Below are 18,363 nucleotides of genomic sequence, written 5' to 3'. Positions count from 1 at the left end.
GTTTCAGTGGATTTATCCGGACGGGTAATCGTCAGCGTGATTTCTGCCCCTTCCTCAGTACCTCCCGGCAGAGTGACTTCTGCCTGCAAACCGTCTTTTAGTTCATCAGCATTCGCATAACCATCAGCCACTTCCGGGATATTCAGCACCGGAGCATCTGTCACGCCATCTGTTTTTGAGGTCACCGTTGCCGGATCACTTTCATTACCGCTCGGATCTTTGGCAACCGCAGTCACTTCACTGTTGTCTTTTACATTATCAGATGGAATTGTGGTGGTATTATCTTTGCTGTCTGGGATCAGGTTCGGATCACTGGATGTCCAACCATTGTCCCCTTTTTCCATAGTTACCGTCTGTTTATCACCTTTTTCATCTTCAAAAGTGATTTCAACAGTGTCACCTTTATTTGCATCATCAGGTAATTTAATGGAAACAGAACCATCGTCTTCAGCTTTCAATTCTGGTGCCGATGGTGCAACAGTATCTACCGCAAAGTCGGTTGGTTTACCCTGACCACTGGTGTTACCCGCTGGATCTGTGATTTCTGCGGTTACAGAGTATTTTCCATCTGACGTGACTTTATCCGCTGGAATTGTGACTTCTGCCTTACCCGTAGCCACTTCATCCGCTGTTAAGGTGTGTTCTACAGTTTCAGTTGAGCCATCCGGTTTAGTGATAGTTAGCGTTAATGTGTCACCTTCAGCACTCCCCCCTGGTACAGTAACTTCGGTCTGTACGCCGTCTTTCAGCTCTTCAGCATTTACACCGTTAGTCGCTTCAGGAATAGTCACGGCTGGAGTGCTATCCACTACACCGTCACCATCGGTATCGCCCGGAATTTGGGTATCGACAGTAAAGTCGGTTGGTTTACCCTGACCACTGGTGTTACCCGCTGGATCTGTGATTTCTGCGGTTACAGAGTATTTTCCATCTGACGTGACTTTATCCGCTGGAATTGTGACTTCTGCCTTACCCGTAGCCACTTCATCCGCTGTTAAGGTGTGTTCTACAATTTCAGTTGAGCCATCCGGTTTAGTGATAGTTAGCGTTAATATGTCACCTTCAGCACTGCCAGCTGGTACAGTAACTTCGGTCTGTACGCCATCTTTCAGCTCTTCAGCATTTACACCGTTAGCTGCTTCAGGAATAGTCACGGCTGGAGTGCTATCCACTACACCGTCACCATCGGTATCGCCCGGAATTTGGGTATCGACAATAAAGTCAGTAGGTTTACCCTGACCACTGGTGTTACCCGCTGGATCTGTGATTTCTGCGGTTACAGAGTATTTTCCATCTGACGTGACTTTATCCGCTGGAATTGTGACTTCTGCCTTACCTGTAGCCACTTCATCCGCTGTTAAGGTGTGTTCTACAGTTTCAGTTGAGCCATCCGGCTTAGTGATAGTTAGCGTTAATATGTCACCTTCAGCACTCCCCCCTGGTACAGTGACTTCAGTTTGTACGCCGTCTTTCAGCTCTTCAGCATTTACACCGTTAGTCGCTTCAGGAATTGTGACCATTGGTGTTGTATCCGCCACACCATCACCGTCAGTATCGCCTGGGATCTGAGTATCTACAGCAAACTCAATTTTATTACCTGGTTTAGCAGGATTACTTCCTTGAATTAAGCTGACATCAACACTGTTTTGCCCGTTTTGTACCGCGTCTTTCGGAATATCTATCGACACTTTACCTGCGACAACATCATCTTTAGTGACTGTATGTGTCACGGTTTCAGTTGTATTATCCGGACGAGTAATAGTCAGAGTAATGACTGCCCCTTCCTTCGTTCCCTCTGGTAATGTGACTTCAGCTTGTAAACCATCTTTCAGTTCATCAGCATTCGCATAACCATCAGCCACTTCAGGAATACTTAAAATAGGCATATCCGTTACAGGATCTGGTTTTGCAGTTACAGTAACTTCATCACTTTTATTACCACTTGGATCTTTTGCACTTGCAGTAACATCACTATTATCTTTTATCTTGTCATTAGGAATAGTGACTTTATCGTTATCGGTATCAGGAATTAAGTCTGGATTACTCGATGTCCAGCCATTATCACCTTTTTCTAATGTGATAGTATTTGAGTTACCCTCTTCATCTTCAAAAATAACATCTACAGAATCACCTTTGTTTGCATCTTTTGGTAAATCAATAGAAACAGAACCATCATCTTCAGCAGTTAATCCTGGTTTACTTGGCGCAGTAACATCAGCTTCTTCACTTTTATTATCACCACCATGATTTCTATTAGCTAAAAAGATCGCTAATGCACTACCAATAGAACCAATACCCCATAAAAATAGGCCGATTCCATCCTCGTTATCAGAAAGAGTCCCTGTTTCACCAGCAACTAAATGCTCTAAAACAGGTCCATCTTGAGTAATAGTAACTTCCCCCATTACCCCATTTTGATCTAATACATTTAAAGTTGCATAACACTGCTCTTCTCCTGGTTTGCACTCTTCCCAGAAGTTTTTAATGACAACTTCAAGCTCTTGTTCTTTACTCGATAAAATAAGATCATCCGATTTACGAGTTGCTTTAATATCTAATGGTGAAAGATTGGTTTCAGTATCAATTAATTGATAAACTTCATTTGGTTTTGCAGTTACAGTATGCTTTACATTAGGATTTAACTGCACTTGTGTATCTGAATTTTTTTCAGAAAAAATAAATTTCATAATAATTACCTAGCGTCAAAATAGAACTTCTATACATATATAAAGAAGCCCCTACCTATTCAAAAACATTTTTTAACAATAAGTTACGAAATCAATTTGTTCTTTATTCTCCTTACATTATTTCTTCCTTACAAACGTAATCACAATTACAATCAATAATTACTTTCTTTTTACTATCTAATATTTTTATAAAGTGAAGTATAGAAATATTTAAAATAAAGCAAACTTCTACTAATGTAGAAACACACCATTTAACGTCGCCTCGTTCAAGGCGAGAATAATGTTGTTGACTTATATTCATCTTCTTTGACATATTAATCCCTGTCAGGCACCTAGCCTTCCTTATAGCTTTAACCTCACTTCCTATTACATAATTAATATTCAATCTATACACCTTAACTCCTACCCAACATAAAGGATGGAGATAAAAACATTACAGAAATAATTTCGCTTAAGTCCAGTGTATCATTTAGCCCCACACCTCAAATCAAACAAACAAATAAATAAATAAATACTACAAAATAATAAATCAGGTATTTATCAATAAAATACAATCAAAACAAAATATAAAAACAACCATAAATCTTAACTAAATTGCCAAAAATGTTAAAACCTCTTCATATGAGCAACGTTATACTTACGCGCATAAAGTTAGATGTTGTTATTAATCTTTGAATATAATGATTCGAGCGAAAAATAACACTAAAAGATAAAAAAGTATCACTATCAACCACATGACAACAAATACAATTTCATTTATAAAAATAAAATCATAGACTGATTATTAATAATTTTCATTACGATTTTATTCATAAAAACCAGATTAAAGTGAGTCTATTTATATGAAAGATTCTTATTTTCATTTAAAAAACTTAACTCTATCAAACTACATAATGCTATTAACAAAAGGTAGTGAGATACGAATAGAAACCAATAATCTAAAAAAACAATAGATAAAAACAGCATTGCTTTAATATCAAAAGATATAAAATTTGATGTGTATTTTTCGAATGTAAACAAACCTACTTTGCTTTATTTATCTTGTGATGCTCTTAGAGATGCATTAAAAATAAATCTTGCCTCTAATCATCTTAAAATAAAAGAAAATAAAAATAGCATTGAAAATAATATTTTAATAAAAAAAGCACAACCAGAAGATATATTACTATTTAATAAATTGAAAAGTAAATTTAACAACGAAATTGTTACATCTGATAAAATAGAGCATAGCTATATATTAAAATTGGCATATCTATTAAGCGGATTAGAAATAAACATTATGAGTTTTATATATGAGATGTATAACTCCTCATATACAGAAAAAATAATTAATATTATTAGTGAGGATTTAAGTTATGAATGGACAATAAAAGACATTAGTAAAAGGTTGTACATTGGAACATCATCTCTCAGAAAAAAACTAGAGGTAGAAAAAACAAGCTTTACAAGAATATTAACAAAAACAAGAATGGAGCATGCAATAAATTTATTAACAACGACAAATCTAAACATCAATACTATTTCAAATAAATTAGGCTATAAAACAACCTCATATTTTATAAAAAAATTTAAGGAATATTACAAATCAACACCTAAAAAATTATTGAAAAGTCATAGGATTGGGATAAAGTAATCTAATGAACATATATTACTATCACTCTTCATATCTTTAACATTAAATATTTCAATATCGTATCCGTTTCTTTTTTTAGCTTTTAATTTAGAAAGCTCTCTAGAATAGATTACGTTTGATAAGTTTAAATATTCATCCCAAGTACCATAAAATGAAAACTTATAGTATTTATCTCCATTTTTAGAAAAAATAGAGTCGATCGTAGGCATACTTTCATAATAGTCAAAAACAGTTAAAATATTTTTATTGAATGGTGATTTTTCATAACGATAATATATATTTAAATATTTATATTGATTCATTTTAATGAGATTTTTTAATTTTATTATTTCATCTTTATTTTTAAATCCCATTCCTGTTCTTGATATTAAAGCGGTTAGTTCAAAAGGAATATTAACATAAAAAATTTTCTCTTTACTTTTTTTAAAAGTAATATCAATAAAAACCTCTTTAGGCTCTAATTTTTTAAAGTCAAAATAATTATGCTGAGGAAGATAATATGTAAAATCCCAATATGTATCTTTTCTATAAACGAAAGGAGTCACTTTAAAATGTCGTTTAAAAGCTCTAGAAAAACTTTGTTGAGAATTAAATTGATAATTAACAGATATTTCCAATATAGATAATTTTGTCAACCTTAATAAGGTTGCGGATAGCGATAATCGCCTAAGTAAAATATATCGAGCAATCGTATTTCCAGTTTCATTGTAAAAAATATCTTGAAAATGTCTTTTGCTATACCCAGATTTATTTATTACATCATCTTGGGATAATGGACTATTTATGTTTTTTTCTATCCAATCTAAAATAGCTTTTATTATATTATTTTTCAAATGGTTACTCAACTTATCAATGATATTTCTTATATATTATATGCTATAATTATAACTTAAGTTTTAATTATTTACTATATAACAATATATCTATATTTTTATATAGTAAATTAATATAAATATCTAACATTATAGGTGACTTCTTTAATACAATCTTTTAAAGTCATAAATATAGAAATATAGATAGTATTAAGTGTTTAAAAACAGATAAAGTCTACCACTCATTTTATATGTAAATATTTTTTATAAAAAATAAAGCCAATAAGAGGTTGATATCTTTATTAATTTTAAAGTGAAATTAAAACAATAAAAACATATCTTCTTTTATAGATTTAAAATAAAAGCGATCTATTTTATAACATTTATCATACAAATTAGGTTCATTTAAGAAATACTCTAGATATATATCTCCTTTTAATTAATACCTACCTCACAGAATATGAAATTCACCTTAATTATCATTGACGAAATATAACTACAGCAGTAAATATAATAGGCAATGATCATAAAAACAGTGACCATCTTTTAAGATGGCTTTTTTAATCCTTAAATTGTCTCATTTTTTAGACAAAGGGATATTACAAAAACCACGGGAGAATTCTCTTATGACTCAAGAAGATACAGCAACTCACTATTCAATTGACGATATGAAAGCGTTAATTGAAACAATGCAAATCTATAAAAAAGATAACAGTGGCAAAGGGATCACTCGTATTGCCTATGGCGAAGAAGATGAAGCCGCACATCTGTATCTTGCTGGTTTAATGAAAGAAGCTGGGCTTGAAGTTTATCGTGATGGTATTGGTACACTTTACGCTCGTTTGCCAGGCAAGGATCGCTCACTACCCGCAATAGGTACTGGTTCTCACCTTGATACCGTACCTCAAGGTGGTGCTTATGACGGAGCTTTGGGTGTTATCGCTGGGTTTTATGCCTTAATGCAATACAAACCACAACAACTTAAACGAGACCTTGAGCTTGTTGTTTTCCGTGCAGAAGAATCTAGCCGTTTTGGCTTTTCATGCATTGGCAGTAAAGTTTTAACAGGCAAAATAGATAGAGCTCGCTGGGAGCAGAATAGAGATGACGACGGCAATAACTTTTTTGAAGTTCTAAAATCTTTAGGCTATCAACATGATAATTTTGATGATTGTTTAATCACAAAAGATCGTTTTAGTGCCTTTGTTGAGCTTCATATAGAGCAAGGTAAACGCCTTGAGAATGACAAAAAAACTATCGGTATTGTCAACGGAATAGCTGCGCCAACTCGTTTCTCGGTTACGGTTAATGGCCATGCGGATCACTCTGGAGCTACACCAATGTACCAGCGCCAAGATGCTCTAGTGGCGAGTGCGGGTATTATTACAGATATCAATCGTGCGGCATGTACTGAAGCTGTTTATGGCACTGTTGGTACAGTTGGTAAGCTCAATGTTGTACCAAACTCCATGAATGTGATTCCTGGGCAAGTAAAATTTTCAGTGGATATTCGTGGTATTGATACTGAAAGTATTCAACGTGTTGTACAGCGCTTGAATAATAGTGTTGAAAAAGCAGAAAAAGATTTTGGTGTCGCTATTGATGTTCAACCGATTTCTGCTGAATCGCCAGTAAAACTAGATGATTCAATTTGCCAAGTTATTGAAAGTTTATGCCAAAAACATGATATCAACTACATGACCATGCTAAGTGGTGCAGGTCATGACTCAATGAATATGGCGCCACTTTGTCCAACTGCAATGATCTTTACACCATCTGTTGCTGGTATTAGTCATCATCCTGATGAATTTACCGAATTTAGTGATATTGCTGTTGCAGCGGATTTATTAGCTGAAACATTAGGTACATTAGCCAATCAATAATCGCTAACTATTCGTTTTAAAAGATTAATTGCATCAACATCTTTAGTGGCTTTTAACCATAACTTATCAAAGAGGGACTGATACTGAAATATTGCCTCAGTTGAAGAAGTCACAGTCGCTATGCCCGTACTGACATTAGGAAACTCACCTAAACGGAACGGGCTGACGGCTAAAGAAAGAGGTACTTTATCTTGATAAAATAATTGGAAAGTCAAAGACGGCATAGTATCTGAAATGATTGCAATATTAAGATAACTATTTTTTTGTTCTAACTTTTCAATTAAATGAAGAATCTCATTTTTTGCTCGTTGTTTTCTTTCTTGTTGCACTGTTTTAGTTAAATTGACCGAACCTAGCATGCCAACGTAAAGAAATTTTTCAATTTGCTGTTGGCTAATAAGGTTATAAATATGAGGTGAATGCAAGGACTGATGTTTCTTACGCTCTTTTAAGATAGACAAAACTTCTTGTTGTTTTTCAGACAAAAGATTTAAGGGGGAAGCCTCTGTTAGCATTTCCACCAATGTTTTGTCATAACAATCTGAAGTTAATAAGTAAGAGAAAGGTTCGAAGTGGGTGTAAATATGTGAGGATTGAGTTTCAAGCTGGCGCATTCGTTCAAAAAAGCCATTTGCACTTGAATAATATTCAGTATTAATGCCCAACAAACTGGTTAACGAGGTATTTAATAATCTAGCAAGATTATCAAGTGTCTCAATTTTAACAATTTCACCTTTTTCTAACCGATATACAGCAGCTCGAGAAATACCCAAGTTTTCTGCTACATCTTCAGCTTTTAATGAAGAGGCTATGCGATAAGCACGTAAGCGATAACCAATGGATTGGTAATCTATTTTTTCTCTAGGTATATAAGGCATATTTATAATTGGCTCCCAAATGCACAAAGTACTAGGGTAAAGTAACAGCACAACAATAAGACATTAGTGCAGATAGTTTAAATTAAACCCAAAATAAAAAGAATCACCTTCCTCACAATGAGGTAAATAAAAGAAGTTTGCAGTAAAAATTTAGTCTATTGCTATCAACCTGTCTCCTAGCAGGTAACCTCACCAGGGTTAAAGCAGTAAAATTAACAATAAAAAAACAAAAAGTGCTGTTAATGGATATAACAGCACTTTTTTATTCACTATTATCTAGCGATTAACAATCATTAACTCAACAAAATACAAATAAAAAATATATAAATTACGCATCCCCTATCCCCCTCTTCAATTACAAGTCTAAATACATAAACAAAAAATATTATACAACAATAAAATTTATCACCTTTTATTCAAATATTAATTCATAAGATTAATTAGCCTTAAAATTATTTAAAATATCTCTTTTTTGAAAGGCATTTAGCGGGTTATCGATAAACTACTCGCTTCTTAAAGATGAGGATTAATCATGAATAGATATTTAAAACATATTTCACCCAATTTTCATTATATTTACAACATAATGAAAATAAATGAATCAAATAACAAATGGGAAAATTATAATATTGAAAAAGGTTATACTGAAATAACCTATAGTTTTCCTAATTGGTCAATATTAAGAGGTGATAAATATAAAACACTCACAACATTCAATGATAAAGGAAAAGATTTAATTAGAGCAAAACTTCAGCAATGGGAAGATGTTGCAAATATTAAATTTATTGAAGTAAAAAGCGAAAAAGACACAGATATTAAGTTTGGTATTTATAATAATATCAATGAGATTACCGGTTATACAAACTATTCAATAAAAGGATTTGCCTATAGACCCAATAATATAGAAAAAAAGAATAAGATAGAAAAAGATAAAATAGAGAAAGTAGGAGATTATAGTTTAAGCGGGCAAGTTTGGATAAACATCTCTGATATGAATATTATTGAACACATTAGGAAATCAACAATAACGCCAGAGCAACAAAAAAGAGTAAACGATTTTAAATCTAAAGCAAATATTATTAATTATGCTATTGAAGAAAATAATGACTATTATTTACTACTAAAAAACAACAATGCTCAAGCTCATATTGATAATACAGAAAATGTATTCAAAAACAGCTCCGACATACAACGAGTTATTAATCATGAAATAGGCCATGCTCTTGGCCTAAATCATACATTTACTAGACAAAAAACAACTGATTGTGAAGAAAATACCACTAAATACTCAATAATGGCATATAACACGCCTGAATTTAAACATGCTGATTTTCAAGGTATGTCTCCTTTAACACCACAATTAATGGATACTTACGCTATTCAATCAGCATATGGACAAAATAAATTCACACATATTGGTAATACCACTTATGGTTTTAATTCTAATACAAAAAAAGAACATTATTCATTAAATACCGCTGAAGATAAAATTATTACATGTATTTGGGATGCTGAGGGAATAGATACATTAGATTTTTCAGAATATTCAGTTGACCAAAAAATAGATCTTAGTGAAGGGAGTTTTTCTGATGTAGGAGGATTACGAGCTAATATTTCTATTGCCTATAATACTGTTATTGAAAACGCAATAGGAGGCAGCAACGCAGATATTATATCTGGAAATGATGCTAATAACAGCCTATTTGGTAATCTTGGTGACGACACTTTATACGCTAAAGGAGGTAATGATTTCTTATATGGTGGAGAAGGAAATGATTCTCTTTATGGAGAACAAGGAAATGATTACTTATATGGAGAACAAGGAAATGATTCTCTCATGGGTTCTGATGGTGACGATTATCTATCTGGTGGACAAGGAAATGATTATCTTTGGGACTCTGAAGGAAATAACACTCTTGATGGCGGGTTAGGTGATGATATTTTATTTAGTGATAAAGGTGATGATGTACTTAATGGAGGTGAAGGTAATGATTATTTAGATGCAGGAATGGGGAATAACCAATTAACGGGTGGTACAGGTTATGATACCTTTAGTTTTAATAGTAAAGATAATGATTCTTCAAATTTAATTACTGATTTTGAATCTGGTATTGATAAAGTATTTTTTTATAAGAAAACAGACCTTGGCAATATTATAAATAATATTAGTATTGTAAATTCAAATCATCTAAATAATAATGAAGGTAACCTTTATTATGATAACATTAACAATATTACAAAATTAAAAATAAACACAGCAGAAATATCATCACCTAAATATTTGAATATTAACATCATCGGTGAATACGAATATGAAGATTTATTCTGTTAATTAACATACAAGCATTTTTTCATAAATTACTTGATGAGAAATCATCAAGTAATATCTCATAAAAAAGGAAATTAATACATTATGAGTACGACTCGTCAAGATATCTCTTTAGAAAATAATGATATTATCAAGATAATAAAGAGCTTTAAGCCACTACGTAGATGGAAAAAACAAGATCTTAATAGTGATTTTACTGAAGTAACATATAGCTTTCCCGATTGGAGTAATTTAAGAGAAAACGAATATAAAACAATTACAACATTAAATGAATATCAACAAGAATTTGCCGAAAAAATATTACAACTATGGTCTGATGTTGCAAACATTAAGTTTATTAAGAAAGGTAATAAATATGACACCAACATTAAATTTGGTGTTTATAATAATGTAAATGAGATAACGAAAGACACATCTCACTTAGTAAAAGGTGTTGCAACATTCCCATTAAATAATATAGATCCCAGTAAAAAAATAGAAAAAATCACTGATTACAGTAATGGATGACATGTTTGGATTAATATATCCACAACTATACGTATAAAAAAACTCAATAAAAATAAAATAACACCAGAGCAAAAACATGAAATAGACTCATTTAAAGAAAAATCAGATAATATAAAATACTATTATACAGAAACAGATTCACATATTACTCTATATAAAAACAACAATAAAGATGGTCATATAAATAATCAACCCATAATATTACAAAAAGGAAATAAAGACACTCAAACTTATATACATGAGATTGGACATGCTATTGGTCTACCTCATACATTTAAAGGAAATGATTGTAATAATCCTGATATTGAAGAAAACAGTTTCAAATATTCAGTGATGACATATCGTTATCCAAAAATAGAAGAAGCAGATTTGGGGGGGCTTTTCCCTATGTCTCCATTGTTAATAGATATATATGTAATTCAAAAATTCTATGGAATAAATTTAATGACTCGAACAGGTGATACTGTTTATGGTTTTAATTCTAATACACAAAGAGACTGTTATAGCTTAACTACACCAGACGATGTCATTATTAGTTGTATTTGGGATGCCGGAGGTATTGATACTCTTAACTTTTATAAATATAACGCACAACAAAAAATAGATCTCAATGAAGGTGCTTTTTCTGACATTGGAGGATTACGAAGTAATCTCTCTATCGCATATGGTGCTGTCATTGAGAATGCTATTGGTGGCATTAATGATGATATTATTATTGGTAATCGCACTAATAATCATCTTTATGGTAATAACGGTAACGATACTATTTATGGAAATAAAGGTAATGATGTCCTTTATGGTGGGAAAGGCGATGATTGGCTTTATGGTGGCGAAGATGATGACATCCTATATGGCTCTGATGGAAATGATATTCTTTGGGATGATAAAGGGTGTAATCAATTCTGTGGTGGAAAAGGGAAAGATATCTTTATATTAGGCCTTAATAATCACAATAACCATAATAAAATTATGGATTTCAATATAAATGATGATCGCTTGTTATTTTCTGATAGGAATAAAGATACATTCAGCATTAAAGATTTAGTTGAAGATAAAAAATTTATTATTTCAATAAATTATCATAATATAGAAAACACTACTCGGCTCTCTATTTCAAAAGAAATACAATCTATAAAGTATATTCATACAATCGATCTTGTGGGAAATTTTAGTTTTGATGATATATTTAACATTTAAAAATAAATTTAATAAAATTAAAAACAACCTAAAAATATAACTTAGATTAATAAAGTATAAGATTTAAGTTATATTCATCTAAATAAAATAACAAAATAAAACAATAACAATAAAAAAAATACCTCTAGGGAAGATGACGATAATTTTATTTACTTAATTAAATTATTCCGACTTAAAACACACCCCACTTCACAATTATTTAAAAACATATTTTCCCCCTCTGGATTAATATCAATAATTAGCTATCTTTATTATCTCTGGCGCTCGCCAGATAATTAAACTATTTTCAACATGAAAATAAACTTAACCTAAACTTGATATCCGGAGGATATTATGGGTTCTTCTTTATTAAAAAAAGCAGTAGGACTATCTAATGTTTCTGATTTATTAGATAAGAGTGGAATTTTTTATAATTTCTCAGCTAAAACTCTACCTTCTTTTGATTATGATACCGCAGGAAAACATATCGCACGTGAAAATTCCACATGGAATGGGAAATATGTTATCGGTCAAGCCGCAGAAGTAACATATTCATTCCCAACTTGGGCTGGTAAAAAGTTTAATGACTTTGGTGATAAAAATCCCTATGGATTTAATTCAACACAGAAAGAACATGCAAGACAATCTTTAGATGCATGGTCTGATATCGCAAATATTAAATTTACAGAAGTAGGACCAAATGTAAAATCAGATATTACCTTTGGGAATATTACTGATCCATATGGTAAATTCCAAGCTTATGCAACATTACCAAACACCCATGACTATTACGGGCGTGATGTTTCAGGCCAAGCTTGGTTTAGTGATTATTATTATGCAGGTAATACAACACCTGAATTAGGTAATTATGGTCGCTTAACTATTATCCATGAAATTGGTCATGCGCTCGGTTTAATGCATCCCGGAGATTATAACGCAGGAGAAAATGTACCAGGTTATTTAAAATCTGACTACGCTGAAGACAGTCGCCAATATACTGTTATGAGTTATTGGGATGAATATGAAACAGGCGCACACTTCCAAGGTGCTTATGCAGGCGCACCATTACTTCATGATATTTCAGCAATGCAATACCTCTATGGTGCAAATACAACAACCAGAACAGGTGATGATGTTTATGGTTTCAATTCAAACACAGGTATTGATTATTACACAGCAACAAGCAGTAACGATAAATTAATATTCTCCGTTTGGGATAGCGGTGGTAACGATACTTTTGACTTCTCAGGATATTATCAAGATCAAGTTATTGATTTACGTGAGGGTCATTTCTCTGATATTGGCGGACTACAGAAGAACGTTTCTATTGCACAAGGCGTTACAATAGAAAATGCAATCGGTGGATCAGGTAATGATATTATCTATGGAAATGATGCTGATAATATTCTCATCGGTGGTGGCGGTAACGACATACTATATGGTGGCGGTGGTCAAGATACATTATGGGGTGGTACAGGTAGCAATACCTTTGTTTATAAAGAGATCTCTGACTCTTTAGTCTCTGCTGCTGACAAGATAATGGACTTCAAATCAGGCATTGATAAGATTGATTTATCAGAATTAATCGAAAATACCTTTAGCCAAAAATTCCTTAACTTTGTTGATAATTTTACAGGTCGCTCAGGTGAAGCAACCATTAAATATGATCAAGCAACAAACTCAAGTGAACTTGCTATTAATGCTTATGGTTATGGATATAACCCTGATTTCAAAATTGACATTGTAGGATTTGTTAATTACGAAACTGACTTTATTGTTTAATTTGGCATTGAGTAGGAGAGATACATTTCTCCTACTTTTTTTATCAATACGGAGCTATTTTTATATTCTTTTATTAAAAAAAAGATAGATTTATTACTCCGTATTGATAGAAAAAATGCAGTAAATAGCAATAGACAGATAGGAATAAAATCAGGAATAACATTATGCCAGCAAACAAATACAATAATGAAATAAAAAACATTATAAAAGAGCGAAAGAAAGTATTTCTTTCCATTGGAATATTTACAGCCTTAATAAATATTTTAATGTTAGTTCCTTCCATTTATATGTTGCAAGTTTATGATCGAGTCTTACCTTCAGGTAATGAAATGACTTTATTAATGCTAACACTCATTATGTTAGCATTATTTATTTTTATGGGAGGATTAGAGTATTTAAGAAGCATTATTGTCATTAGAATGAGTAATAAACTTGATTTATCTTTAAATTCAAGAATTTACACCGCAGCATATCAAGCAAAATTGAACAAAACTCCCGGTATTAATTCCTCTTTAGCATTTAATGATTTAGTGACTATTAGGCAATTTATTACAAGTCATGCTATTTTTGCTTTTTTTGATTTACCTTGGTTCCCTATTTATCTTCTTGTTATCGCATTATTTAATCCATGGTTAGGATTATTTGCATTATGTGGTGCACTCATTTTATTTTCATTGGCAATTCTTAATGAATATTTATCTCGATCATCATTAAAAAAGGCCAATGAGTTTGCTAATCAAGCACAAGTAATACAAGGCCATCATTTTGAACATCCACAACCTATTGAAGCAATGGGAATGTTAGGTTATTTACGAAACCAATGGCAAATTGCTCATTTTAAATATCTACAAGCACAAACTCATGCAAGTGATAATGCAGCCAGTGTCAATGCAATAACAAAGGTCACCCGAATGGCACTGCAGTCTTTAATGTTAGGATTAGGCGGATGGCTAGCAATAGATAATTCGATTAGCCCAGGAATGATGATCGCAGGATCAATACTATTAGGTCGTGCTTTAGCTCCAATTGAACAAGTTATTGGTGTATGGAAAAACTGGGATAGTAGTAAAGAAGCTTATAAAAGATTAACCACATTACTAAATGCGTATCCTGAAGAAAATAAAAAAATGGCGCTACCTGCTCCTAAAGGTGAATTAACAGTCAATATTAATCAAGCTCAATATCCTCAAACGGAACGTACTCTATTAAATAATATTCATTTTTCACTAAGCCCGGGTGATGTACTTGGTATTATTGGCCCTAGTGCTTCAGGGAAATCCTCTTTAGCTAAATTTATTGTTGGCATATGGGAAGTTAAAACCGGTGCCATACGCCTTGATAATGCAGATATATATCAATGGAATAAAAGTGAAGTTGGTCAATATATTGGATACCTTCCACAAGAAATCGCCCTTTTCCCCGGTACAATTGCTGAAAATATTGCACGTTTTTCTGAGATAGATCCTCAAAAGGTCACTCAAGCTGCAATGATGGCAAATGTTCATGAGATGATTTTACGTTTTCCTGATGGGTATGAAACCGTTATTGGTGCTCATGGGGAAGGGTTATCAGGAGGACAACGACAACGTATAGCGTTAGCTCGCGCATTGTATGGAAATCCTGCTTTAGTTGTTTTAGATGAGCCGAATTCTAATTTGGATGATTTGGGTATTAAAGCTTTAATACAAGCAATTCAAACGCTTAAAAAAAATAAGAAAACCGTTATATTAATTACGCATCAAAAACAATTACTCTCAGTGACCAATAAACTCTTAGTTCTTTTCGATGGTCACACTAAATTATTTGGCTCTACAACTGCAGTTATTGCTGAGTTAAATAACTCATCAGCAATAAAGAGTACGCCAACGCCAGCAACCACACCTATTACTCAAAGTAATATTTAATATTAAGAAGATTATTATGATCACAAAAAAAAATGAAATCGATATTGTTCATGGAATTTCAGATGATCCTAGGAAATTCTTAATAATAGGATGGTCAGTTATTCTTTTAGGTCTTGCTATTTTTATTTTTTGGGCAGCTTTTGCTCCTTTAGATAAAGGCGTATCTGCTAAAGGAAATGTTTCAATTTCAGGTAATAAAAAAAGTGTTCAAGCATCTGTAGAAGGCATTATTACTGATATTCTAGTGAAGAATGGAGATAGAGTAACCGAAGGCCAAACACTTATTCAATTAAGTCCTATTCAATCAAAAGCCTTAGTAAAATCCTTATCAGAACAATATGATAATTTACTTATTACTCAACAGCGTTTATATGCTCAATTGAATGAAAAAACAGAATTCACCTTAGATCTTAATGAAGAATATTACTCTCCTTCAGAAAATTTAAATAATTTAGTACTACTTCAAAACAAATTACTTAATGAAAAGTATATTGAATTGCATAGTGAAATAAATGGCTATAAGGCTATTATTGATGGAGTTTCTAATCGTTTAATTCATTTAAAAAGATCTACACAAAATAAGCAGCATCAAATTAATAGCTTACAAAATCAAATCAAAGATTTATACACACTTGCTAATGAGGGCTATATTCCTCGTCATCGTTATCAAGAAATTGAGCGTGAACTCGCTGAAAATAATAACCATCTCAATGATACATTTGGGCAAATAAGTACATTAGAAAAACAGAAGTTGGAATATGAGCAAAAAATATTGCAACGCAATGCCAATTTTTACCAATCAGCACGTACTGAACTTAATCAAGTTCAATTACAAATAAGTGAAACAGAAAAACAACTTATCATTGAAATAGATAAACTGAAAAAAATGCAAATTACTGCCCCAATTTCAGGAATAGTAATGGATTTATCTGTTTTTACCCAAGGTGGGGTTGTAAGAACCGGTCAAACATTAATGGAAGTTGTTCCTCTAGATCACCAATTAATTATTGAGGCTCGTTTAGCCCCTCATCTTATTGATAAAGTTACCCTTGGTCTTCCTGTTGATTTAATGTTTAGTGCATTCAATCAAAATACAACACCTAAAATCCCCGGAGAGGTGACGTTAATTTCAGCGGATAGACTTCTCGATGAAAGAACGACAGAACCTTATTACCAAGTCTTTATTAATGTTAAAGATTATACGCTTCTTGAAGACAAGAAAAATAAATTAAAGGCAGGAATGCCAGTTGATGTGTTTATTAATACGGGTGACCGCTCATTACTAAATTATTTATTCAAACCTGTTTTAGATAGGCTCCATACTTCATTGACGGAAGAATAATAATGCAAATAAAAAAACTCTCTGCCATTTTATTTATATGGATGCTAAGTTTTCACGCTTTTGCCATCAGTTTGTCTGATCTCTATTTCTTAGCAATAAAAAATGATCCTACGTTTAATGCTGCGATTAAAGAACAGGTTGCGGGGAAAGAGTATGAAAACATTGGATTATCTCAATTACTTCCAAGTGTACATGTAAACTATCAAAACAACCCACGAAATTGGCAACGAAAAGTTTATCCTATTAACACGAATCAAGGTGAAATGGAACGAACCGAATATCAGAATTATCAAAGTCATTCTGTCAGTGCCATTATTAGCCAACCTCTCTTTGATTACACGGCATTTAGCGATTACAAATCATCAGTAATTAAAACATTATTATCTGACAGTCGTTATCAAGTTAAATTTTCTGAGCTTGTGATAAGGTTAGTAGATAATTATATAGAATTAGCTTATGCGCAGGATAAATTATTATTAAATCTTTCACAGCAAGAGATTTATAAAAAACAGCTAATATCAAGTCAGCGTTTATTCGAATTAGGTGAAGGAACAAAAACAGATATTTCAGAGATCCAAACACGATTATATTTAACTCAATCTCAATATACAGATATCCAGCTTGAGTTAGATAATGCTAAAAATAAACTAAGTTCAATGATTGGTACATCACTTCCTTATGCAGAGCATATAGCAAAATTAAGTAATAATAGTTTTACATTACAACCTATCACACCTAATAATTACGAGTCATGGGAAAAAGAGGCTATGCAAAGCAACCTCAATATTCAAACAGCTCGTTATGAAATGGCAATAGCAAAACAAGAAGTAGAAAAAAATAGAGGTGAATTTTTCCCAACAGTGCAACTCTATGCTTCTTATTCTAATAGCGATTCCGATAGTAATAATACCGTAAATCAGAAATATCAATCAGCGAACGTTGGTTTTTATGTCAGTTTACCTTTATTTAATGGTGGAAAAACAACAGCTTCAATGCGTCAATCTACTGCACTATATCAAATGAGTGCTTTTGAAAGAGATGCCATTATCCAGCAAATTAAACAAGAATTACGTCATCAATACCAAATATGCACAACGAGTAATATTAAATTGGATGCCTATGAGCAATCAGTTTCTTCTGCTAAATTGCAACTAGATGCAACTCAGAAAAGTTATATTGGTGGGCAAAGAACAATGGTCGATGTTCTTAATGCTGAAGAATTATTATATCGCGCTCAACAGGATTTAATTAAAGCTAAATATGATTATATTCAGGCTTGGACATTATTACATCAATATACTAATACATTGGATACTGAAAAAATAAAATTGATTGAAGGTTATTTTCAATAGAATTATTAAATTTTTTAATAAGAGATATTAATATAATTATAAAAGTCCTAGATCGCGATAGATATAGGACTTTTAATT

At 32.3% G+C, this 18,363-nt stretch carries 12 protein-coding genes; 9 read left to right on the top strand and 3 right to left on the bottom strand.

Features of this window, described 5'->3' with window-relative positions:
• The coding region (locus NBG71_RS12470; protein WP_250916894.1) for an Ig-like domain-containing protein at positions 1 to 2,687 on the bottom strand (2,687 nt) is incomplete at its 3' end.
• 997 nt (positions 2,688 to 3,684) lie between these two features.
• Between NBG71_RS12470 and NBG71_RS18870 the strand changes: the two genes are divergently transcribed.
• The gene (locus NBG71_RS18870; RefSeq protein ID WP_250916893.1) at positions 3,685 to 4,320 is read left to right on the top strand and encodes a helix-turn-helix transcriptional regulator; all 636 of its coding nucleotides are present in this window, start codon (positions 3,685 to 3,687) and stop codon (positions 4,318 to 4,320) included.
• On the opposite strand, the gene NBG71_RS12460 is transcribed toward NBG71_RS18870, so the two are convergent.
• Positions 4,299 to 5,153 carry a helix-turn-helix domain-containing protein gene (locus NBG71_RS12460; RefSeq protein WP_109419571.1) on the bottom strand — a complete coding sequence of 285 codons (855 nt, stop codon included), beginning with the start codon at positions 5,151 to 5,153 and terminating at the stop codon, positions 4,299 to 4,301. The two genes, NBG71_RS18870 and NBG71_RS12460, sit on opposite strands and share 22 nt — an antisense overlap.
• 605 nt (positions 5,154 to 5,758) lie before the next feature.
• Here NBG71_RS12460 and NBG71_RS12455 point away from each other — a divergent pair.
• Positions 5,759 to 7,015 carry a Zn-dependent hydrolase gene (locus NBG71_RS12455; RefSeq protein WP_196728673.1) on the top strand — a complete coding sequence of 419 codons (1,257 nt, stop codon included), beginning with the start codon at positions 5,759 to 5,761 and terminating at the stop codon, positions 7,013 to 7,015.
• Here the strand turns inward: NBG71_RS12455 and NBG71_RS12450 are convergent.
• Entirely contained in the window at positions 7,009 to 7,893 is an 885-nt protein-coding gene (locus NBG71_RS12450) for a helix-turn-helix domain-containing protein (protein WP_075672323.1), read from the bottom strand. The genes NBG71_RS12455 and NBG71_RS12450 overlap by 7 nt on opposite strands.
• A gap of 532 nt (positions 7,894 to 8,425) precedes the next feature.
• On the opposite strand from NBG71_RS12450, the gene NBG71_RS12445 reads away from it, so the two are divergent.
• From NBG71_RS12445 to NBG71_RS12415, 7 genes are all read left to right on the top strand, one after another.
• Positions 8,426 to 10,225, top strand: a complete 1,800-nt coding sequence (locus tag NBG71_RS12445; protein ID WP_196563589.1) for a M10 family metallopeptidase C-terminal domain-containing protein — start codon at positions 8,426 to 8,428, stop codon at positions 10,223 to 10,225.
• A gap of 81 nt (positions 10,226 to 10,306) precedes the next feature.
• Positions 10,307 to 10,729 carry a zinc metalloprotease gene (locus tag NBG71_RS12440; RefSeq protein WP_250916892.1) on the top strand — a complete coding sequence of 141 codons (423 nt, stop codon included), beginning with the start codon at positions 10,307 to 10,309 and terminating at the stop codon, positions 10,727 to 10,729.
• Positions 10,730 to 11,062: 333 nt separating this feature from the next.
• Positions 11,063 to 11,926, top strand: coding sequence for a M10 family metallopeptidase C-terminal domain-containing protein (locus NBG71_RS12435; RefSeq protein WP_250916891.1), 864 nt, complete (start codon positions 11,063 to 11,065; stop codon positions 11,924 to 11,926).
• Between the two features lie 333 nt (positions 11,927 to 12,259).
• Entirely contained in the window at positions 12,260 to 13,687 is a 1,428-nt protein-coding gene (gene zapA, locus NBG71_RS12430) for a ZapA family metalloprotease (RefSeq protein ID WP_191901817.1), read from the top strand.
• A gap of 164 nt (positions 13,688 to 13,851) precedes the next feature.
• Positions 13,852 to 15,591, top strand: a complete 1,740-nt coding sequence (locus NBG71_RS12425; RefSeq protein WP_075674100.1) for a type I secretion system permease/ATPase — start codon at positions 13,852 to 13,854, stop codon at positions 15,589 to 15,591.
• 16 nt (positions 15,592 to 15,607) lie between these two features.
• Positions 15,608 to 16,933: an HlyD family type I secretion periplasmic adaptor subunit gene (locus tag NBG71_RS12420; RefSeq protein WP_075674099.1), complete on the top strand. Its 1,326-nt coding sequence runs from the start codon at positions 15,608 to 15,610 to the stop codon at positions 16,931 to 16,933.
• Between the two features lie 2 nt (positions 16,934 to 16,935).
• Positions 16,936 to 18,285 (top strand): TolC family outer membrane protein, encoded by a 1,350-nt coding sequence (locus NBG71_RS12415; protein WP_226891870.1) that lies wholly within the window; start codon positions 16,936 to 16,938, stop codon positions 18,283 to 18,285.
• Positions 18,286 to 18,363 lie beyond the last annotated feature (78 nt).

Origin of the sequence: Proteus sp. FZP2095, assembly GCF_023701425.1 — a bacterium.
Taxonomy (GTDB): Bacteria; Pseudomonadota; Gammaproteobacteria; order Enterobacterales; family Enterobacteriaceae; genus Proteus; species Proteus cibarius.
The sequence above is the reverse complement of the archived record's forward strand: the minus strand, read 5'-3'. Positions and strand labels throughout refer to the sequence as shown.